Source organism: Serratia sp. S4, assembly GCF_000347995.1.
Classification (GTDB): Bacteria; Pseudomonadota; Gammaproteobacteria; order Enterobacterales; family Enterobacteriaceae; genus Serratia; species Serratia quinivorans.
On record NZ_KB661120.1, the window covers coordinates 2392069 to 2412938 of the forward strand.

17 protein-coding genes are annotated in these 20870 nt (G+C 52.8%); 10 read left to right on the plus strand and 7 right to left on the minus strand.

The genetic code is table 11. The annotated features are described in order from the left end of the window. Window positions 1–74 precede the first annotated feature (74 nt). The 3 genes from SERS4_RS0112045 (at window position 75) to SERS4_RS0112055 (ending at window position 2261) form a co-directional block, all read left to right on the plus strand. The gene (locus SERS4_RS0112045; RefSeq protein ID WP_216594076.1) at window positions 75–1004 is read left to right on the plus strand and encodes a LysR substrate-binding domain-containing protein; all 930 of its coding nucleotides are present in this window, start codon (window positions 75–77) and stop codon (window positions 1002–1004) included. Window positions 1005–1025: 21 nt separating this feature from the next. Continuing rightward, window positions 1026–1265, plus strand: coding sequence for a DUF1289 domain-containing protein (locus tag SERS4_RS0112050; RefSeq protein ID WP_012144938.1), 240 nt, complete (start codon window positions 1026–1028; stop codon window positions 1263–1265). Between the two features lie 99 nt (window positions 1266–1364). Further along, entirely contained in the window at window positions 1365–2261 is an 897-nt protein-coding gene (locus SERS4_RS0112055; protein WP_026142352.1) for an aldo/keto reductase family oxidoreductase, read from the plus strand. 67 nt (window positions 2262–2328) lie between these two features. Here SERS4_RS0112055 and SERS4_RS0112060 read toward each other — a convergent pair whose 3' ends face one another. Next, a complete protein-coding gene (locus tag SERS4_RS0112060) occupies window positions 2329–4179 on the minus strand; it encodes a polyurethanase A (protein WP_017892670.1) in 1851 nt (616 codons plus the stop codon). Between the two features lie 240 nt (window positions 4180–4419). Between SERS4_RS0112060 and sodC the strand changes: the two genes are divergently transcribed. Beyond that, complete coding sequence (sodC, locus tag SERS4_RS0112065; protein ID WP_017892671.1) at window positions 4420–4941, plus strand: superoxide dismutase family protein; 522 nt, start codon at window positions 4420–4422, stop codon at window positions 4939–4941. A gap of 9 nt (window positions 4942–4950) precedes the next feature. On the opposite strand, the gene SERS4_RS0112070 is transcribed toward sodC, so the two are convergent. The 3 genes from SERS4_RS0112070 to SERS4_RS0112080 are packed head-to-tail and all read right to left on the minus strand — an operon-like array spanning window position 4951 to window position 8085. Continuing rightward, window positions 4951–6978 (minus strand): FUSC family protein, encoded by a 2028-nt coding sequence (locus SERS4_RS0112070; protein WP_017892672.1) that lies wholly within the window; start codon window positions 6976–6978, stop codon window positions 4951–4953. Between the two features lie 9 nt (window positions 6979–6987). Further along, window positions 6988–7845 (minus strand): HlyD family secretion protein, encoded by an 858-nt coding sequence (locus SERS4_RS0112075; RefSeq protein WP_026142353.1) that lies wholly within the window; start codon window positions 7843–7845, stop codon window positions 6988–6990. A 3-nt stretch (window positions 7846–7848) separates the two neighbouring features. Then, entirely contained in the window at window positions 7849–8085 is a 237-nt protein-coding gene (locus SERS4_RS0112080; protein WP_012144944.1) for a DUF1656 domain-containing protein, read from the minus strand. A 180-nt stretch (window positions 8086–8265) separates the two neighbouring features. On the opposite strand from SERS4_RS0112080, the gene slyA reads away from it, so the two are divergent. After that, a complete protein-coding gene (gene slyA, locus SERS4_RS0112085) occupies window positions 8266–8700 on the plus strand; it encodes a transcriptional regulator SlyA (RefSeq protein ID WP_012144945.1) in 435 nt (144 codons plus the stop codon). 87 nt (window positions 8701–8787) lie between these two features. On the opposite strand, the gene SERS4_RS0112090 is transcribed toward slyA, so the two are convergent. After that, a complete protein-coding gene (locus SERS4_RS0112090; RefSeq protein ID WP_026142354.1) occupies window positions 8788–9252 on the minus strand; it encodes a glycine zipper 2TM domain-containing protein in 465 nt (154 codons plus the stop codon). Window positions 9253–9619: 367 nt separating this feature from the next. Between SERS4_RS0112090 and anmK the strand changes: the two genes are divergently transcribed. The 4 genes from anmK to tyrS all read left to right on the plus strand — a co-directional run bounded on the left by anmK (window position 9620) and on the right by tyrS (window position 13244). Continuing rightward, window positions 9620–10741: an anhydro-N-acetylmuramic acid kinase gene (gene anmK / locus SERS4_RS0112095; protein ID WP_017892675.1), complete on the plus strand. Its 1122-nt coding sequence runs from the start codon at window positions 9620–9622 to the stop codon at window positions 10739–10741. 45 nt (window positions 10742–10786) lie between these two features. Further along, on the plus strand, window positions 10787–11089 hold the full coding sequence (locus tag SERS4_RS0112100) for an MliC family protein (protein WP_017892676.1): 303 nt from the start codon (window positions 10787–10789) through the stop codon (window positions 11087–11089). Window positions 11090–11176: 87 nt separating this feature from the next. Beyond that, window positions 11177–11830 carry a pyridoxamine 5'-phosphate oxidase gene (gene pdxH / locus SERS4_RS0112105; protein WP_017892677.1) on the plus strand — a complete coding sequence of 218 codons (654 nt, stop codon included), beginning with the start codon at window positions 11177–11179 and terminating at the stop codon, window positions 11828–11830. Between the two features lie 139 nt (window positions 11831–11969). Beyond that, the gene (gene tyrS, locus SERS4_RS0112110; protein WP_017892678.1) at window positions 11970–13244 is read left to right on the plus strand and encodes a tyrosine--tRNA ligase; all 1275 of its coding nucleotides are present in this window, start codon (window positions 11970–11972) and stop codon (window positions 13242–13244) included. A gap of 90 nt (window positions 13245–13334) precedes the next feature. On the opposite strand, the gene SERS4_RS0112115 is transcribed toward tyrS, so the two are convergent. Together SERS4_RS0112115 and SERS4_RS0112120 are read right to left on the minus strand one after the other, a co-directional pair. Then, window positions 13335–16427 carry a hypothetical protein gene (locus SERS4_RS0112115; RefSeq protein ID WP_017892679.1) on the minus strand — a complete coding sequence of 1031 codons (3093 nt, stop codon included), beginning with the start codon at window positions 16425–16427 and terminating at the stop codon, window positions 13335–13337. 145 nt (window positions 16428–16572) lie between these two features. Then, window positions 16573–19659, minus strand: a complete 3087-nt coding sequence (locus SERS4_RS0112120; RefSeq protein ID WP_017892680.1) for a hypothetical protein — start codon at window positions 19657–19659, stop codon at window positions 16573–16575. Between the two features lie 302 nt (window positions 19660–19961). Here SERS4_RS0112120 and pdxY point away from each other — a divergent pair, with 302 nt between their 5' ends. Next, window positions 19962–20822 (plus strand): pyridoxal kinase PdxY, encoded by an 861-nt coding sequence (gene pdxY, locus SERS4_RS0112125; protein ID WP_017892681.1) that lies wholly within the window; start codon window positions 19962–19964, stop codon window positions 20820–20822. Window positions 20823–20870 lie beyond the last annotated feature (48 nt).

Sequence of the window (20870 nt, forward strand, 5' to 3'; positions counted from 1 at the left end):
ACAATGTAGTACTTAACAATAGGGTTGATTAGTGCCATATTCATGCTTTCTTGAGTAAGTAAAACTTCATAATCGTGGATAAACTGAATCGAATGGCGGTTTTCGCTACCGTGGTGGCGGAAGGATCCTTTGCCGGGGCGGCCCGGCGGCTGGGCATGACGCCATCGGCGGTCAGCCAGCATATGCGTTCGTTGGAAAAAGCGCTCGGTGTGCCGTTGTTACATCGTTCTACACGACGGTTGGCGCTGACCGAGGCAGGGGCGGCATTTCACCCCGGCTGCGAGGCAATGCTGTTTCAGGCGCAGCAGGCTGAACAACGGCTGGCCGAGTTGCGTGACACTCTGGTGGGGGAGCTGCGTATCGCTACGACCATTGGCATCGGCGGCCGTCCGCTCGCAGAGGCGTTGGCACCGCTGCTGCAGGCGCATCCCAAACTGACTCTGCGGGTGTTGGCGGACGATCGAATCGTCGACATGATCGAACAACGGATCGACATTGCACTGCGGGTCAATCGTCAACTGGCCGATGCCAATATGATTGCCCACCCGCTGGCCGAATGGCCAATGGTGCTGTGTGCCGCTCCGCGCTACCTTAGCCAGTACGGGGTACCCGAGACGCCGCAGGACCTGGTGCAGCATCGTTGGATCTCGGGCGCTTTTAGCGGTGCGCATCTGGATTTGCATCATCAGGGCGGTCAGCAGCTAAAATTACGTCTGGCGGAAGGGCAGATCGTCAGCGACAGCATGACCGTGATGCGTGCCTTCACCCGCAGCGGTCTGGGGATCTCGATTCAACCGCTGTATGAAATAGAAGATGAATTGCAGCGAGGTGAACTGATCCAACTGATGCCTGAATGGCGACCGGCCCCGCTGCGGCTGCACGCGCTGACGCTAGAACGGGCAATGCCGGAGAAAAATCGTCAGGCGCTGCGTTATTTACGCGACTATTTTCACCGACATGCCGAAAAGTCACTTGCCAGCGGCGCCGATGGCGTCTTCAATTAGCAAGAGAACGCAGGAGGACGTGTGGCGCAGCAGCTCGAGTTTTTTGATATCCCCAGCCCGTGTCGCGGCATTTGTCAGGCCGACGATCGCGGCTTTTGCCGTGGTTGCCTGCGCAGCCGCGAGGAACGCTTTGGCTGGATGCAAATGAGCGATGCACAAAAACGCGACGTGCTGCGCCTGTGCCACCAACGCTTGCTGCGCCTGCAGCGAGCCAGTAAACAGCCGGATGAGCCCTTGCCGGAACAACCTTCGTTGTTCTAAGTCATTTCTGATCTGCCGCACGTAAGCGCGGCTTTCCGCTTCCCACCGAGTTATCCGCTTGTGTATGCTGGCATTAAACAATGTCATGAGGTTTCAACAATGGTAAACCGTGTACAACTCGCGCCGCAGGGGCCTGAATTTTCCCGCATGATTTGCGGATACTGGCGTTTGATGGAGTGGGGCATGTCACCACAGCAGTTGCTGGCGTTTATTGAGCAGCATATTGAGCTGGGTGTCACTACCGCTGACCATGCGGACATTTACGGCGGCTATGCCTGCGAACAAGCCTTTGGTGAAGCGATGCGCCTGCAGCCTTCACTGCGCCAGTCGATGGAACTGGTGTCCAAATGCGGTATCGCCACCACCGCCAAACCGGGTAACCCGATTGGCCACTACATTACTGACCGTGAGCATATCGTTAACAGTGCGGAACGCTCACTGGAGCATCTGCATACCGATTACCTCGATCTGCTGCTGATCCACCGTCCGGATCCGTTAATGGATGCCGATGAGGTGGCCGAAGCCTTTGTGGCGCTGCATAAAAGCGGCAAGGTACGCCATTTCGGCGTATCCAACTTCACCACGACGCAGTTCACGCTGTTGCAGTCGCGTCTGCCGTTCTCACTGGTGACCAATCAACTGGAGATTTCGCCGATCCATCAGCCGGCTATTCTGGATGGCACGCTGGATCAGTGCCAGCAATTGCGCATCAAGCCGATGGCCTGGTCTTGTTTGGGTGGCGGCCGTCTGTTCAGCGACGCCGAATTCCAGCCACTGCGCGATGAGCTGCAGGCGGTGGCGCTGGAGATTGGCGCCGAGTCTATCGAACAGGTGGTGTACGCCTGGGTGATGCGTTTGCCGTCGTCTCCTCTGCCGATTATTGGCTCCGGCAAGATTGAGCGCGTGCGTTCGGCGCTGCAGGCACAGCAGTTGACGTTGAGTCGTCAGCAGTGGTTCCGTATTCGCAAGGCGGCCCTGGGTTACGACGTACCTTAAATCGCTATAACCATAAGAAGCCGGGCAGCGGTGACTGCCCGGTTTTACTTTTTGATTCTTCAGGGCATCAGGCCAGCACCACCTGGCCGTCCGACAGACTGTTAAGCCCCAGTCCGACCAGCGTGACCGTATTGCTGCCAAAGTTAAACACCAGATTGTCGTTCACTTCAGAAACGAAATCTCGGAAGTTGCCGCCTTCGCTACTGCCATCGGTCCCCATAAAGACCAGTTTGTCCTGCGCCTGATAGCCGTAAATCTGGTCCTGACCAAAGTCGCCACTGAACAGGAAGGTGTTGCTGCCGCCCTGACTGTGTATGACGTCGTTACCGGCGCCGCCGACGAAGGTTAAATTGCCGCCGGTATGGCCAAGCAGGGTGTCGTTGCCATCGTCGCCGAACAGCCATTTATCATTGGCACGCGCCTGCAGGTTGTCATCGCCCGCGCCGCCGTTGAGCGACGAAGCATAGGCTTTTAGCCCTTCGCTCGATTTTAATCCGGCGCTGGTAACCTGATGATCCAGCTCTTTGCTGAAGATTATCCAGGAGGTTTCTTTAGTGCGCAGTGTGCCAATATCCTCGGCCAGAGTGATGCCGCCTTTGGCGTCACGCAGGTAGAGCGTATTGCCGTCGTAGGCGACCTCGCTATTTTTCAATGCCTGCTGCAGATCCAGGGTGTTATTGCCTTCGCCGCCGGAAATTATATTGAAACCACCGTTGTCACGGAAAGTGTCATTACCGGCGCGCCCCTCAAGATAATCGTTGCCGGTGCCGCCCTTGATTAAATCATTGCTGTCACTGCCGACAATAAAGGTCGGGCCGCTGTGTTTTTCGGCATTGCGATTAAGATCTTCAACCCAGGTAGTACCGCGGGTGACATCCGAGAGGTTGGAGACAATCACCGTCGAGTCTTTGCCGGTCAGCGAATAAAACTCTGAATTCAGCACCCGCATCAAGCCGTCCTGATAAAAGAATGGCAGATGGGATAGCCAGGTTGGAATATTCAGGATTGAGAAGGGCAGAATATTCCAGGCGGCAGAGGCGTAGTGATCGTTGAAATTAACGATATTATTGGTGGCGGACTCCTGCGGCGCATCATGCACGCCAAAAGTTGCCGGGGTTAACGTGGTGCCGTCCAGCGCACGAAATACCGGGTCATTTTCATAGCCGATATTAATCACCTTGCCGCCGGTCTCGTATTGCGTTGGCGAGGCGAAAGCCACATAGCTTGATTGCGCATAGAAGCCGCCCCAATTGTCGTCGCTGAGCGCCGCCATGCTATTTACCGCCAGGCCGCCGAGACTGTGGCCGCTGATGGTCACGTCATCGCCGCTCAGCCCGTGTGCCTGGGCGAATTTGGCGACATCCCCCAGCAGGGTACCAAAGGCCTTCAGGCTGTAATTATCGGCATAACCGGCAGGGCCAAAACCGGCCAGCAGGTCATTAATCAAATCTCCAATGCTATCGGTAATCAGGGATTCGCGTGGGCCGCTGGTGCCACGAAAAGCAATACCAATGGAGGTGAGATTACCTTCGCTGTCATATTTACCCAATACTTCGGCTTGCGCGGTGGTATAACCCAGCGTTTCACCGTAATAGGTACCACGCGCGTCGGTTTTACCGCCATAACCCAATTGGTCGGCCCCTATCAATGACCAACCGGCGTCATTTACCGCCGTCAGCGCCGCCTTTTCCGAGTCGGGGTTCCAGGGAATACCGGGTAACCCACCCTGTGATTGCGTGCTACCAATTAACGCCGTCACCAGCGTGAAGGGCAAGCCCAGCCCAAAACCGGTATTGTGGTAGCCCTCATCGAAGCCGTTATCGATATTGTGATAGGCATAGGTGGAAATCGCCAGGGCGTCAGTGAATAACGCCTTGGACTTTTCCTCGTCCAGCCCTTGATAATTAAAGATTCCCATATCAGTTCCTTATGAATTTGCTGCATTGCCGGGGTGATCTTTGAATAGCTGTTGCAGCTTGTGCAGGTTAATAAGGTATACCGAACGGCAGCTGGTCAGAGGACCGACATCGGTAGAATTATTATTAGTATGAATTATTAATAATGCGAATTTGATCGGCAAAATTGTGCTCATTTTGAGCATCGGCGTCACATATTCTCGTATACTCAATACTCACAGGAAATCCAAGGAGATTGATTAATGAAACATTATTGGTATGCGGCCTTCGGCCTGATGGCCTGCGGAGTCGCCCAGGCGGCGACGACGGATGTTGACATGAATCTGGTGACCGGACAGGGAATTGGCCAGGAGATTGGCAAAGTGACGATCAGTGAAACGCCTTACGGCCTGCTGTTTACCCCACAGCTCAAAGCGTTACCGGCCGGCATACATGGCTTCCACGTTCATGAGAACGGCAGTTGCGAGCCAGGGATGAAAGAGGGCAAGGCGGTTGCGGCGCTGGCAGCGGGCGGACATTTTGATCCGCAAAAAACCGGTAAACACCTTGGCCCCTATGCCGAAGGCCATTTGGGGGATCTGCCGGCGATTTACGTGACCAACGACGGCATGGCCAACGACCCGGTATTGGCGCCGCGGCTGAAAAAAATCAGTGAAATAACCGGCAAGGCGCTGATGGTGCACGCCGGGGGCGATAACCACGCCGATAGCCCGAAACCGCTGGGGGGCGGAGGGGAGCGTTTCGCCTGCGGCGTCATTAAGTGATAAAGACGCTTAGCTCGCGGTTGCCGCTGTACTGTCAGGCGGGGTGATGGCCTGCTGTAACTGTTGCAACGAACAATAAAGCCGCCAAATTAATCCGGCAAGATCGCGCGCCGCCTGTTCCGGGTGGTGCGCCAACGCATTGCTCATGCGCTGCAGCTCCTGCAGGCTGGCGTCCAGCGAACGGTGCTGTACGCCTTTCTCCGTCATAATGCCCCGCAAACAGTGAATGCAGACGTCGCGCACCGCCGAGAGCGGGTCGGAGCGGGTCTGCCAGTCGCGCAGTTGCCAAACGATATGGCTGCAGTTGAGCAGCACCACGCCCCAGCGCAATAACCAACTGCGTGCCTCTTGATCCTGGCTTTGATTCAATTGGCTGATGCGGTGATAAATCAACGATTCAAACTGGCTCTCGCTCTGCTGCGGTTTTTTACTCAGTTGATCGATAAAGTCTCGCCGTAGGGCGCGAATAATGCGCCGGCTTTTGCGTTTGTCTGAGCTCGGCCGCAAGATCTGGAACGCCAGACCGGCCAACAGCACGCCGACAATTTTGCCGATGCTGTCATTGATAAATGACTGATAATCGTAGCTTGGCGGGTTGGTGACGGACAAAAACGAGCCCATAAACACGATCAGTTGCCCCCAGAGTGCAGCATAGGAGGGATTCTGCAGCTTGAGCATCTGCATGGTGACCAGCACCGGGAACAGGAAGGCACAGAACAGCCACAAATCATCTATCTGAATCATCAGGCCAAACTTCACCAAAAAACAGACGATCGAAAGCAACGTTACCGCTTTGAGCAGGGTGGTGATGCTGTTGATCGGCGAAGGAGTGGAGGAATAGAGCACGCAACTGATGGCGACCAGCGTCAGGGCCGAACTGCCGGCATCCCACTGGGTGTTAATCCAGTAAGCGCAGCCGAGGATAATGCACAGAAAAGTGCGCAGTCCGTTATAGGCGGCCTCGTAACTGTCGGTATGACGAGCCAGAGAAGTCACACGTGGCGGCTGTATCTCGCTGACCGGGGTGGCGTTCTCCAACCGTTGTAACCAGCGGCTGCAGTTAAGGTACAACCAACAGAAATGGCGTAGACGTAGCCAAAAGGCGCGGTGGCGGTAATCGGCAGGATCCTGTGGCGCTATCTGCTGCAGGATGCGGGCCAGCCGGTATTTATCGGTATCGGGATTGCGCAGCTCGTTTAGCAGCTGATCCAAAACGGTCGCCAGGTTGTCCGGGCGATCCGGCCAGTTAAGCAGCATGCGCCGCAGGCTGGAGATCACGCTGGTAATGCGCAGTTGTTGATGCAGCATATAGTTGAGCAGGTTATTCTGCCGACGCAGCCGGTAGTGGCTCCAGAAGGCCTGAATACGCAACAGGTTCATGGTCAGGATCTGGCCGATGACCCCTTCATGTGACGTGCGCATTTGTACGGTGATCTCGGGTTGCCACAGCATGGCGGCGTGTTCAAGCAACCGCAGGTGCATGCGCCGCAGGGAGGTCAACAGCGCTTCACCGTCCGAAGTGCTGGGCAGGATCATCATCATCAGCCCGCCGCACAGAATACCGGTGATCACCTCGCAAACGCGGGCCTGGGCGATATCAAAGATTTGCTGGGTGTCGGTGACGTTGACCGTACTAAAGGCAATGATGGCGGCGGTATAGCCCGCCAATGCAAAGGCGTAGGAGACGTTGTTTTGATAATGATTGGAAATGTAAGTGCACAGGCCGATCCAGGCGGCAATGAACAGCGTGAACAGCCAGGGATCGTTGAGGCAATGGCCGGCAATGGCCATTGACGCGGCAGCACCGACCAGACTGCCGAAAACTCGCCCGATGCTTTTACTGATCACGCCCCCGACGGTGGGGAAACTGACCACCGCCGCTGAGGTGAGTGCCCAGTAAGGCTCGTCAAGATTGAGGACGAACGCTACCCATAACGAAAGGCACATCGCCAGCGAATTGCGCAGCGCATAACGCCATTGCCCAGCGCTGGCTTTTCCCCAGGGGGTACGGTTCCATTCCAAAAAAGGCAGGTTCACTGGTAAGCCTTACTGATGAATGGAGATGGTGCAGGTGGTACCGGCCACCAAGGGTAAATCAGCAGGTACATCGAGCAGTTTTATCCGCACCGGCACGCGCTGTGCCAGCCGTACCCAAGGCACGTTGGGCTTCACGTCCATTAATAAATCACTGCTGCTTTCAACGCTCTGATCGTAAATGGCGCGGCCGATGCTTTCTACTTCGCCCCGGAGCCGAGTGTTGCCATTATATAAAACGATATCCGCTTTATTGCCTTCTTTTATATGCTTTAGCTTGGTTTCTTCAAAATAGCCGAGAACATAAAAAGAGTGTACGTCGACCAGTGCGACCAGTGGCGTACCGACGCTGGCATAGTTTCCGACCCGGGCTTGTAAATTGGTGATATAGCCATCGGTAGGGGCATAAATTTTAGTTTTACTTAAATTCCATTTGGCCTGTTCCAGATTGGCCTGAGCGGCTTTATAGGCCGCTTTCATTGCCTGGGCTGCTAAATTTGACTCATCCATGTTTTCTGCAGAAATAACATTTTTGGGCAGGCTGCGACGGCGAGCCGCTTCATGGTCGGTTTTGGCCATATCGGACTGCGCTTTTGCCAGCGCGGCCTCAGCATTGTCGAGCGCAATCTGGTATGGCACGGGGTCGATCGCAAAAATCAGACTTCCCGCAGGTATGAACTGATTGTCATGAACGGTTATTTTCTCTAATCTTCCAGAAACTTCTGGTGTGATATTGACGAGTTCGGCGCGTACCTTTCCATCACGGGTCCACGGGGATTGCATATAATAATTCCACAACCACCAGCCGGCACAGATGGCAATGGCGCAGACGATTACCGTAGAAAAATATTTTAATGTTTTATGTGTCATCGGTTACCAACTCGCTAAAAGCCACAGGGCGCCGCTGACGGCAATGACGAAAATAGACAAATCCATCAGCATGGGATGCCAAATTTCGCCGGAATAAATCCAGTCTCGCAACAGGTGGTGTACCAGTAGCCATAAAACCAGGCCAAGCAACACAGCCTTAAATATGGGTGGAAAATAAAGCGAGGCGCCCAGCACCAAATCGGGTAGCGGGGACGAGGCATGGAGCCATGAAGTATTCACATTAACAATCCCGATGAGTGAATATGTTGAGTCTTTGCATAGAGAATAAACAATAACTGGCCAAAATGGTGGCTAATTCCACAATATACATTATATACATTTGTGTTTTTAATGTTAGTTACTCAAAATAGTCTAAACTCTGGGAGGGTATGTTAGCATGCTAATTATAAGGAGGGGTAAGTGGAGTCAACATTAGGTTCCGATTTAGCACGATTAGTTCGTGTTTGGCGCGCGCTGATCGACCATCGGCTCAAGCCGCTGGCGCTGACGCAAACACATTGGGTAACCCTGCACAGTATCAATCGCTTACCGCCGGAGCAGTCGCAGATCCAGCTGGCCAAGGCGATCGGCATTGAGCAACCGTCATTGGTTCGTACTCTGGACCAGTTAGAAGAAAAGGGGCTGATTACTCGCCACACCTGCGCCAACGACCGGCGTGCGAAGCGTATCAAGCTGACTGAAGCTGCCGATCCCATTATCAGGGAGGTGGACAGCGTGATCAGTTCTACGCGTGGTGAAATTTTGAGTGGGATTACCACTGACGAAGTCCAATTGTTGGTAGGTTTGATTGGCAAGTTGGAACAAAACATTACTGAACTGCAAAATAAACAATAAGAACTTCTTCTTTATACGATTAGATTTCACAGCATCGGAAATGAAACCGGAGGCCTAAAGCCTCCGGTTTTACCAGCTAGGTTCAGCTTACAGTGGGGACACGGTGATGGTGTCGCCAGTGCGAGCCATACGAACGCGTTGCCCTGGGCTGAACTTGGTGTCGCCCGCCTTCTGAACCACCACGATATTCTCTTTCTGGTCGGTCTTGATTTCCAGCTCATAGCCTGAAGTACGACCGGCAGCTTCACCGATGCTGTTACCGGCTACGCCACCTGCTACAGCGCCGGCTGCCGTCGCCAGGCTACGGCCTGTGCCGCCGCCGACGGTGTTACCGAGGAAACCACCCAGCACGGCACCGCCGATGGCACCAATGGTGTTCGATGTTTCACTACCCTGGATCTTGACCGGGCGCACAGAAACCAGCGTGCCGTAAGTCACGGTTTGCACCTGTTTGGCCTGCGAAGCGGAATAAACGTCGCCGGACATGGAATCATTGGCGCACCCTGCCAGCGTAACTGCGGCGATGGCAACGACGAGAAGACGCTTGATCATATAAAACTCCTGTTGGTAGTAGTCCATAACCTGGGGAACCTTACCAGGCCAGATTCATAAAAATGATAGACAAAGTATGGCTTAAACGCACGCATATCACCATAACCCGCTACTGCACGCAGCTTAGCTTTGCTCTGTTCAACCAATAATAAACGGTGGTTTAGCTTTATAACAGCGTTGGAATAAATCCCATTGCGTGTTGAGGCGCTGTTTAGCCGTACTTATCAATATTCGGTATGGGTTAAAAACAGGCGCATCGCTCACAGAGGTGAAAAAATACAACATATTTCATGGCGTTAATGTGGCAATTCTGGTTTATTTGTCAGGTCAAAATTTTGCTTCCCCGCTTAGGGTAAAGGATGTAGCTATGAAGTCAGGCCGCTATATAGGTGTTATGTCTGGCACCAGTCTGGATGGGGTCGATGTGGTGCTTGCTGCGATTGACGGACGTATGGTGGCGCAACAGGCCAGTTACAGCCATCCGATGCCGCTCCAACTGAAGCAGGATATTCTCGGGATGTGCCAGGGCCAGCAGACCACGCTTTCTGCGGTCGGGCGGCTGGATGCACAACTTGGCACGCTGTTTGGCGAGGCGGTACTGGGCTTGCTGAAGCAAACCGGTGTGGCTGCGCACGACATTACCGCCATTGGTTGTCATGGCCAGACGGTTTGGCATGAACCCGAGGGGGATGCGCGTTTTTCTATGCAGTTGGGCGACAATAATCGCATTGCCGCACTGACCAATATCACCACCGTTGGCGATTTTCGCCGACGTGATATGGCCTACGGCGGTCAGGGCGCTCCGTTGGTACCTGCCTTCCATCAGGCACTGCTGTCGCACCCGGTAGAGCGCCGCATGGTGCTGAATATCGGCGGCATAGCCAATCTGTCGATGCTGTTGCCGGGGGCCGCGGTGCGTGGCTTTGATACCGGGCCGGGCAATATGCTGATGGATGCCTGGATATGGCGTCATCAATCACAGCCTTACGATAAGGATGGTGGCTGGGCGATGGCGGGGCGCGTTTGCTTGCCGCTGTTGCAACAGATGCTGGCCGATCCTTACTTCTCGCTACCGGCACCGAAAAGCACCGGGCGTGAATATTTCAACGCGGCCTGGCTGGAGCGTCAGCTCGCGGGTCTGGCGGCAGTCAGCCCGGTTGATGTGCAAACCACGTTGACGGAACTGACGGCGGTCACCATTTGCGAACAGGTTCAGTTGGCGGGCGGCTGTGAACGTCTGCTGGTTTGCGGCGGTGGGGCACGGAATATGTTGCTGATGGCTCGAATGTCTGCGTTGTTGCCAGGAACCGAGGTGTGCCTGACGGATGATTTCGGCATTAGCGGCGACGATATGGAGGCGCTGGCCTTCGCCTGGCTGGCGTTTCGCACCTTGTCCGGGCAGCCCGGCAACCTGCCTTCGGTGACAGGTGCCAGCTGTGAAACCCTGCTGGGTGGGATTTATCCGGTTTTGCCTTTGAGGGGTCGTTAGCTCTGTTAGGATAGAAATCGATGGATTTTCCTAAGGAGCAACAGCATGAAAAAAATCATTATTGCCGCCGGCACATTGGTGCTGGCCGGCTGCAGTTATGTTCTGCCGCAAAACAGCCAAACCTTGCATTATCAGTGCGGCACCACGCCGTTGACGGTGTCACTGGACGGTAAGGAAAGCACCGTCAGCCTGCTGATGGACGGTGAGCAACTGAAGCTGAAACAGGTACTGGCCATGTCCGGTGCAAAATACAGCGATGATAAGTACACCTTTTGGTCGAAGGGCCAAAACGCCTATCTTGAGCGTAATGGCAAAGTGATTATGAGCGACTGTACGCTGACGAATTGATCCGATAGTTGCGGCGTCAGAGCGATTGAGATCCTGACGCCGCTGGCGCAGAATAGAATCACGATTTTTCAGTTGGTTGATAACCGAATGATTGAAAATAATGAATTTGATGTTGCGGACCTGCGCCGCGAATATACCCGTGGCGGCCTGCGCCGTAACGACCTGTCCACCAATCCTTTGGAGCTGTTCGAACATTGGTTGAAACAGGCCTGTGACGCTCGCCTGGCGGATCCGACCGCCATGTGTGTGGCGACGGTGGATGAAAACGGCCAACCTTACCAGCGCATTGTGTTGCTCAAGCATTTTGATGACAAAGGGCTGGTGTTCTACACCAATCTGGGCAGCCGCAAGGCGCAGCAACTGGCGAATAACCCGCACATCAGCCTGTTGTTCCCGTGGCACATGCTTGATCGTCAGGTCATTTTCCTCGGCAAAGCGGAGCGCCTGTCCACGCTCGAAGTCATGAAATACTTTGCCAGCCGGCCGAAGGACAGTCAGATCGGCGCCTGGGTATCGCAGCAGTCATCGCGTATTTCAGCGCGCGGCGTGCTGGAGAGCAAATTCCTCGAACTGAAGCAAAAATTCCAACAGGGCGAAGTGCCATTGCCGAGTTTCTGGGGTGGATTCCGGGTTAATTTCGACTCCGTCGAGTTTTGGCAGGGCGGTGCCAACCGTCTGCATGACCGTTTCCTGTATCAACGGGACGGGAATGACTGGAAAATTGACCGACTGGCACCCTGATCGGTGAAAATCCCCCTTAAGCGCTGGCACTGATGTCGCCGGCGCTTTATTCTATGCGTTATTCTGAATTTAATATTTCGCCAGTGGGCGAAAGGTCGTGTACCGACAAAGGTGCATTCGTTTATACATGGAGTCATTGATGGCAAGCAGCAACTTGATTAAACAACTGCAAGAGCGGGGCCTCGTTGCCCAGGTTACGGATGAAGAAGCGTTAGCAGAGCGACTGGCGCAAGGGCCAATTGCACTGTATTGCGGTTTCGATCCGACCGCTGACAGCTTGCATTTGGGCCATCTGGTTCCTCTGTTGTGCCTGAAGCGCTTCCAGCTCGCAGGCCACAAGCCGGTAGCCTTGGTTGGCGGTGCCACCGGCCTTATCGGTGACCCGAGCTTCAAGGCGGCTGAGCGCAAGCTCAATACCACAGAAACGGTGAATGAGTGGGTGGATAAAATCCGCAAACAGGTTTCTCCGTTCCTCGATTTCGACTGTGGCAGCAATAGCGCGATTGCCGCCAACAACTACGACTGGTTTGGCGGCATGAACGTGCTGACCTTCCTGCGTGACATCGGCAAGCATTTCTCCGTCAACCAGATGATCAACAAGGAAGCGGTGAAGCAGCGTCTGAACCGTGACGATTCGGGTATTTCTTTCACCGAGTTCTCCTACAACCTGTTACAGGGCTTCGACTTCTCCGAACTGTACAACCGTCATCAAGTTGAACTGCAGATCGGCGGTTCCGACCAGTGGGGCAATATCACCTCCGGTATCGACCTGACTCGCCGTATGCACCAGCAACAGGTATTCGGCCTGACCGTGCCCTTGATCACCAAGGCTGACGGCACCAAATTCGGCAAGACCGAAGGTGGCGCAGTCTGGCTGGCACCAGAAAAAACCAGCCCGTACAAGTTCTACCAGTTCTGGATCAATACCGCCGATGCCGACGTGTACCGCTTCCTGAAGTTATTCACCTTTATGGATCTGGCCGAGATCAACGCGCTGGAAGAAGAAGACAAAAACAGCGGTAAAGCGCCACGCGCCCAGTATGTTCTGGCAGAAGAAGTGACCGGTATGGTACACGGTGCGGAAGGTCTGGCTGCGGCCAAGCGTATCACCCAGAGCCTGTTCTCTGGCGCGCTGCACGAGATGACCGAAGCGGACTTCGCCCAATTGGCGCAGGACGGTATGCCGACCATTAAACTCGATGGTGATGCCGATCTGCAGCAGGCGTTGGTTAACGCTGAGCTGGTGCCTTCCCGTGGTCAGGCGCGCACCATGATCGGTTCCAATGCGGTGACCATCAACGGTGAGAAGCAGTCCAACGCCGAATACAGCTTCAGCGATGCCGATCGCCTGTTCGGTCGCTACACGCTGCTGCGCCGCGGCAAAAAGCATTACTGCCTGGTTGATTGGCAGTAAACGCGTCTGTCTGAATGGAGAAAGCCCGGGGGATAACCTCCGGGCTTTTTAATTTTCAGCGAGGGCTGATACGGGTTAGCTAATCAGTCTTCAGGCCATTTCCTCCACCAGATGCGTTCCTGCCGCTGCACCGTTGACGGTGATCGCCGGTGCCTGGTAGTGCAGGGAAACGGCGGCCACGTATGGGTCCTGATTGCCGATTGAGAACACCAGATCATCGGCATCAAACGTCTGGTTGTGGTTATTGTCCACAATGACATAAACCGATTTATCCAGCTTAAGCAAGCCGACTTCAGACAGGTTATTGGTGCTGGTTCCATTGGTCATTTTAGCCAACACCTGTGAGAACAGATCCTGAGCATTGTCGCTTGCCGTCAGGCCGGTAAAGACATTTTTGAGCTCAGTGGCCGTGGTGGCGCTGCCATACAGCGTGGCAGTTTTGTCACCGGTCTTGGAGAAAATCCATTGATTACCGACGTCACCGGCGGTAATGACGCTGTTCTGGTAACCAGTATTCAGGGTGACCATGCTATCGATAGTACTGTCGCTAAAGATCAACTCTCGCGAGGAATCCAGAGTGGTGTTGCCTTTAACGTCGGCCGAGAGCACTATCAAACCGGCATCTTTCACGCTGAGTTGGTTACCCGCCAGTGTGTCGATGATATGGCTAAAATCACTTTTGTTCGCGAGTGCATTAAGGGTTTTGTAGAAACTCCCACCGCCGGTACCGCTTTTTTCAGACACCAGGTTGAGATCTAGTTTAGAGATTTGTGTCCCTGAAGAGATACTGGTGCCGGTAATGGTTTGCAGATTATTGCCGAAATCAGCGGTAATGGTCAGATTGAGTGACTCAGGGTTGTCATACTTATTAATGAGAGCCCTTAGCAGCAACTTGGATATTGAGTTATCCCCGCCGCTAAGCGTCAGCGTTTGGTTCTGTACCGTATTGCCATATCCGACTATTTCAATTTCCAACAAGTCTTTATGGTCGGAGGTCAGGCTAAAGCTCCCCATATCCAGATTGTGACTTTGCTCGGTAAGGTGGAAGAAAAACAGAGTGAAACTGGTATCGCTTTGTGCCGTATCGTAAATATGGATGTTACTGTCTTTGGTCAACTCACCGTCAATTAGAAAGCTATCGCGGTTGTAATTGAGTAGCGTTAAATCACCGGAGTAATCGGAGATCATGGCGAGCCCACTACCGGTAAACTTGCCATCCAAACTGGTTGGTAATTGAGCTTGTTGCAGAGAGTTGACGTTGTCGTAGGCAGGATTATAAATGCTGGCATTTTGGCTGAATAAACCAAAATCAAAGACCTTGCTGCCTTCGGTAGCGACCAACTTACCATCCAGATAGATTTCACCCGTACCGCGATAATGGGTCAAATCTATGGTGGTGAAATACAGGAACTGGTTGAGGTTACTGACGATGTTGCCGTCGATGCCACCGCTATCATTGGTGGTCAAATAAATCGATTTGGTAATAAAATTAGCTGATATTGGGACGGAAGAGCTCGACAAATCGCGAGATTCGGCGTGAAAGCCGCTACCAATATGGTTTGCTCCGCCGTTGACGCTGTTTCCATCCCAATATAATCGAGCCACTAACAGACTGATTTTTGCATCGCTTAAGCTTGCGTCAGCCTCCACACTAGCAGTCTTCGCTTTTAACGGCAGGGCTGCGTTCGCGTTTGCGATATTTTTGTCGTTAAGCAATATTTCAATAGGCTTATAACCCAATGAGTTTAGCACTGTGGCGCTGGTGGCATAGTCGCCAAAAAGCACTATTTTGTAGTTATAAGAGGCTTTGAATTTCACCAGACTGAGGTCTACCGCGATATCGACATTGGCATTGATATTCAACAGGCCCAACGGCGCCAGATAAGCCATTTCTGTGGCAGTCACTTCATGAGACGCTCGCGCATTGAGGTCCGCCATCAATTTGCCGCTGTCAGAAAGGCTAAATGTGCCGTTAAATACTTTCTGATAGCCCAATGATCCACCTAACTTCACCTCAAAGTGCTGCAGCGGATAGGGTGACGGTGGAGTGGGATTATTGTCCAGGGGATATTTACCGTCACGGAACGCGTCAATGATCAGTGAGCTGGCTTTGATTTTATCGTTCCCGGCCTTAAGCAGGATCGCCTGAGCTGAAATGCTGTCGAGCGCGAGGCCATAAAGCTTCAAATAAATATTCTGGTAATCGCCGGCATTGCGGAATTGATAGGCACCGGAGAGGATTTTTAGCAGTTGGTCGTTCGTCGTGCCGCTGGCAAGCAGACGGCTATAAGTATCAAGTGCGGTAGCATCTGCCGCCACGCCTGCAACCGTCAGATAAAGCGACATCACGGTTTCGGTAAATTGTGCAGCCGGGAGTTCGCCTGGCGCATAAACATGGGTTGCCGCCAGGAAGTTCTGTTTGGCCGCCTCATGGCTGGTATCATTTCTGATATCGGCCATCATACGCATAATCACATCACCGCGAGTTTCGCTCTGATTATTCAGGCCAGCGATGTAATTTTGCACATCGCTGTTGCTGGCGGCAGTTCCAAAGGCTTCGGAAAAGATTTTCTTCACAAAGTCTTCGTTGTTAAGAGAGCTGATGTAGCTTTTGGACGCGGCAAAATAATTAGCGATGTCTGCGGCCGTTTTTTTGCCGCTATCCAAAATTCCACTCCAGTAATTGATGGCGGTAGCGTTGGTCATGCTGCCGAGCAGATAATAAATACCCTGTATGTCCGCCGCTGCATCAATCTGTGCAGGTTGCTCGACTTGCGACGGATATAACGTGGTGTTGATGACGTTTTCCAGATGCTGTTGCTGACTTTGTGGCAGCGCCTCACTGCCGGCATAATTTTTGGTTTCGCGAATTAACGTAGTGGTCAGGCTGCCTAGTGTTTTACCAGCATCAACCTGCGCGGTCAGCACGTTTAGCGTTGCGGCATCTGGCGGGGTGCCATTGGTATTTTGATAGATGTACTGCACTTTTTGGCTGGTGGTCAGGCCATCGTAACGGTGTTGACCGTCTTGCGAGAGAATAAATTTCTCAGCCAGTTGATTTTGTGTGTAGGTACCTTTTTCAAGCTGTTTGGCAAAGTAGGTCAGGGCTTTATCGTCGGCCTTTTTACCCAGAATGGCGTAGAAAAGAATGGCAACATCTTGCTGCAATGTCAGTAGGCTCATGGGTATTCCTGTGTATATAAGAAAAGAACCGGCAACAGGTACAGTCCAAAGTTGCAGGTTGTGATACTAGAGTTTTTAAGACAATTTTTGTTTCCTCGAGGCTGCGGTTGCGAAACGGCTGCCGCAGCCTCGAGGTGAGGCTAAATCAAACTAATTCGACACTGTGTTGGCTGACACCATTAACCGCGATGGCCGGTGCCTGGTAGTGCAGGGAAACGGCGGCAAGATACGGGTCTTGATCACCGATCGAGAACACCAGATCATCGGCATCAAATGTCTGGTTGTGGTTATTGTCCACAATGACATAAACCGACTTATCCAGCTTAAGCAAGCCGACTTCAGACAGGTTATTGGTGCTGGTTCCGTTGGTGATGTTGGCCAGTACCTGTGAGAACAGATCCTGAGCGTTGTCGGTTGCCGTCAGTCCGGTAAAAGCATTGTTAAGCTCAGTGGCCGTGGTGGCGCTGCCGTACAGTGTGGCGGTTTTGTCGCCGGTTTTGGAGAAAATCCATTGATTGCCGACATCACCGGCGGTAATGACGCTGTTCTGGTAGCCGGCATTCAGGGTGACCATGCTATCGATAGTACTGTCGGTAAAGGTCAGCTCCCGCGTAGTGTCCACGGTGGTGTTGCCTTTAACATTGGCCGTGTATACCGTCAGGCCGGTGTCGTCGACCTTAAGCTGGTCCCCCGCCAGTGTGTCGATGATATGGCTAAAATCATTTTTGTTGGTGAGGGTGTTAAGGGTGTTATAGAAGCTGCCTCCGCCGGTGCCGCCTTTTTCCGCCACCAGTAATAACTTCATGTCGGAATAGTACCTGCGGTCGGTATAGTCACTGCCTATAATCGTTTTCAGGCTGTCGCTGAAATCGGCGGCAATGGTCAGGTTGAGTGCCACAGCGCGGTCACCCGTATACATGAGGCCGTTGAGCATTAATACCTCTATCGAGTTGTCCCCGCCGCTAAGTGTCAGCGTTCGGTTCTGTACCGTATTGATATTACTGGCCATATAGATTTCCAACAAATTTTTATGGTCGGAAGTCAGGCTAAATGTGCCCATATTCAGATAGTGAATTTGGCTGGCAGTTTGGGTGAAGTCCAACAAGAAGCTGGTATCGCTTTGAGCCGTATCGTAAATATGGATGTTGCTGTCTTTGGTCAACTCGCCGCCAATCGTAAACTTAGCGCTGCTGTAATTGAGTAGCGTTAAGTCTCCGGAGTAGTCGGAGATCAGGGCGCTATCCTGGCCGGTAAACTTGCCACCTGAGCTCGTCGTTGGTAATTGAGCTTGCTGTAGTGAACTGACGTTGTTGTAGGCAGAGTTATAAATGCTGGCATTCTGGCTGAATAAGCCAAAGTCAAAGACTTTGCTGCCTTCGGTAGCGACCAACTTACCATCCAGATAGATTTCACCCGTGCCGCGATAATGGGTCAAATCTATGGTGGTGAAATACAGGAACTGGTTGAGGTTACTGACGATGCTGCCATCTATGCCACCGCTATCGTTGGTGGTCAAATAAACCGACTTGGTAATAAAGTTGGCTGATAGAGAGCCAGTATAGTTATCGCTTTGAGTATTTTTCTGGGCGAAGAATTCGCTGCCAATGTGATTGGCTCCTCCGTTAACGCCGTTTCCTGCCCAACGTAATGCGCTGTCGAGCAACAGGTTGATCTTGGCGTTGCTCAGAACGGCGTCAGCTTCCACCGTGGCAGCCGTCGCTTTTAACGGCAGTGCAGCGTTCGCGTTAGCGATATTTGCGTCGTTAAGCAACAGTTCGACAATCTTATTACCTAATGAATCCCGGACCGTGGTGCTGGTAGCATAGTCGCCGGAAAGCACTATTCTATGAATATCGTTGAGTGGCACCAGACTTAGATCCACCGCGATATTGACATTGGCATTGATATTCAACTGGCTAAAGGATGTCAGGGAGGCCAGTTCTGTGGATGTCACTTCATGAGACGCCCGCGCATTAATATCCGCCATCAGTTTACCGCTGTCAGAAAGGCTAAATGTGCCGTTAAACACTTTCTGATAGCCCAATGCCTCACCCAGCTTCACGTCAAAGTTGTGTAGTTGGCTCGTCGGTGGCGGTGCTGGGTTATTGTCCAGGGGATATTTACCGTCACGGAATGCGTCAATGATCAGCGAACTGGCTTTGATTTTATCGTTCCCGGCCTTGAGCAGGATCGCCTGAGCTGAATTGCTGTCGAGCGCACTGCCATAGAGCTTCAAATAAATATTCTGGTAATCGCCGGCATTGCGGAATTGATAGGCACCGGACAGGATTTTTAGCAATTGGTCGTTGGTCGTGCCGCTGGCAAGCAGACGGCTATAAGTATCAAGTGCGGTAGCATCTGCCGCCACGCCTGCAACCGTCAGATAAAGCGACATCACGGTTTCGGTAAATTGTGCAGCCGGGAGTTCGCCTGGCGCATAAACATGGGTTGCCGCCAGGAAGTTCTGTTTGGCCGCCTCATGGCTGGTATCATTTCTGATATCGGCCATCATACGCATAATCACATCACCGCGAGTTTCGCTCTGATTATTCAGGCCAGCGATGTAATTTTGCACATCGCTGTTGCTGGCGGCAGTTCCAAAGGCTTCGGAAAAGATTTTCTTCACAAAGTCTTCGTTGTTAAGAGAGCTGATGTAGCTTTTGGACGCGGCAAAATAATTAGCGATATCTGCGGCCGTTTTTTTGCCGCTATCCAAAATTCCGCTCCAGTAATTGATGGCCGTAGAGTTGGTCATGCTGCCGAGCAGATAATAAATACCCTGTATGTCCGCCGCTGCATCAATTTGAGCCGGCTGCTCGACCTGCGACGGATATAACGTGGTGTTGATGACGTTTTCCAGATGTTGTTGCTGACTTTGTGGCAGCGCCTCACTACCGGCATAATTTTGGGTTTCACTAATTAAGGTGGTGGTCAGGCTGCCCAACGTTTTACCTGCATCGACCTGTGCGGTTAGCGCGCTTAGCGTTGCGGCATCCGGTGGGGTGCCATTGGTATTTTGATAGATGTACTGCACTTTTTGGCTGGTGGTCAGGCCATCGTAACGGTGTTGCCCATCTTGCGAGAGAATGAATTTACTGGCTAATTCACTCTGGGTATAAGCGCCGCTTTCAAGTTTTTTAGCAAAGTAGGTCAAGGCCTTATCGTCGGCTTTTTTCCCCAAAGTGGCGTAAAAAAGGATGGCAACATCCTGCTGTAACGTCAATAGACTCATTGTATTTCCCTGTGTGGTTTTGAACAAAAAGGATCACCTCCAAGTACAGTTCAAAATCTGTTGATTGCAATACGAGAGTCCCTAAGGAAAATCTGGATTAATGGCAGAAAGCTGAATGATGTTCTGGCTATCTGCTTTTTTTGCTGGCTAGCATTCGTTACAATATCCCGCCGCCAAAAAAATAAAAAAGTCCTCTAGTTTCTTGTTTTTAGACGCGCCGGCATAACGTTTATGTACGTTATTTATTCATTCTATTTCGCCGCGGGCTGATGCACACGGTATGGCGAGGTCAGGTTGTTCCAATGAAAAATATTCTTTCTATTCAATCTCATGTGGTGTTTGGCCATGCAGGCAACAGCGCGGCAGAGTTTCCGATGCGCCGCATGGGCGTTAACGTCTGGTCGCTGAACACCGTGCAATTTTCCAATCATACTCAGTACGGCAAGTGGACCGGTTGCGTGATGCCAGCCAGCCATCTGACCGAGATTGCCCAGGGTATTGCGGATATAGATCAACTCAAGCACTGCGATGCGGTGCTGAGCGGTTATATCGGTTCGCCGGAGCAGGGCAACCATATTCTTGAGATTGTGCGTCAGGTTAAGCAGGCCAATCCGAACGCCTGGTATTTCTGCGATCCGGTGATGGGTCATCCGGAAAAAGGTTGCATCGTGGCACCGGGCGTGGCGGAGTTTCATTGTCAGCAGGCGTTGCCGTGCAGTGACATGATTGCGCCCAATCTGCTGGAGCTGGAATTGCTGAGCCAGCGTACTGTGACCAACGTGGAGCAGGCGGTAAGCGCCGCACGCGAGCTGATTGCCAAAGGGCCGAAGCTGGTGCTGGTCAAGCATCTGAGCCGCGCCGGTTATAACATCGACTGTTTCGAAATGCTGCTGGTCACGGCTAGCCAAGCCTGGCACATCAGCCGTCCGCTGGTGGACTTCGGCGAGCGTCAACCGGTGGGTGTAGGCGACCTGACCAGTGGTCTGTTGCTGGTTAATTTGCTCAAGGGTGAGGCGTTGGACAAAGCACTCGAGCACGTCACGGCGGCGGTGTATGAAGTGATGCTGACGACCCAGGCAATGGGTGAGTATGAGTTGCAGGTGGTGGCGGCTCAGGAGCGTATTGTGCAGCCGGGCTGCGAGTTTAAAGCGGTAATGCTGTAACGCTGCCGGCAGAGCGCCCCGGCGTATTCTCGCCGCCGGGGCGCAGGT

Bases quoted from the DNA above. Each gene is read 5' to 3' on its own strand.
- SERS4_RS0112055 (WP_026142352.1), top strand. From the start codon at position 1,365: ATGGTAAACCGTGTACAACTCGCGCCGCAGGGGCCTGAATTTTCCCGC.
- SERS4_RS0112060 (WP_017892670.1), bottom strand. From the start codon at position 4,179: ATGGGAATCTTTAATTATCAAGGGCTGGACGAGGAAAAGTCCAAGGCG.
- sodC (WP_017892671.1), top strand. From the start codon at position 4,420: ATGAAACATTATTGGTATGCGGCCTTCGGCCTGATGGCCTGCGGAGTC.
- SERS4_RS0112075 (WP_026142353.1), bottom strand. From the start codon at position 7,845: ATGACACATAAAACATTAAAATATTTTTCTACGGTAATCGTCTGCGCC.
- SERS4_RS0112090 (WP_026142354.1), bottom strand. From the start codon at position 9,252: ATGATCAAGCGTCTTCTCGTCGTTGCCATCGCCGCAGTTACGCTGGCA.
- anmK (WP_017892675.1), top strand. From the start codon at position 9,620: ATGAAGTCAGGCCGCTATATAGGTGTTATGTCTGGCACCAGTCTGGAT.
- SERS4_RS0112100 (WP_017892676.1), top strand. From the start codon at position 10,787: ATGAAAAAAATCATTATTGCCGCCGGCACATTGGTGCTGGCCGGCTGC.
- pdxH (WP_017892677.1), top strand. From the start codon at position 11,177: ATGATTGAAAATAATGAATTTGATGTTGCGGACCTGCGCCGCGAATAT.
- tyrS (WP_017892678.1), top strand. From the start codon at position 11,970: ATGGCAAGCAGCAACTTGATTAAACAACTGCAAGAGCGGGGCCTCGTT.
- SERS4_RS0112115 (WP_017892679.1), bottom strand. From the start codon at position 16,427: ATGAGCCTACTGACATTGCAGCAAGATGTTGCCATTCTTTTCTACGCC.
- SERS4_RS0112120 (WP_017892680.1), bottom strand. From the start codon at position 19,659: ATGAGTCTATTGACGTTACAGCAGGATGTTGCCATCCTTTTTTACGCC.
- pdxY (WP_017892681.1), top strand. From the start codon at position 19,962: ATGAAAAATATTCTTTCTATTCAATCTCATGTGGTGTTTGGCCATGCA.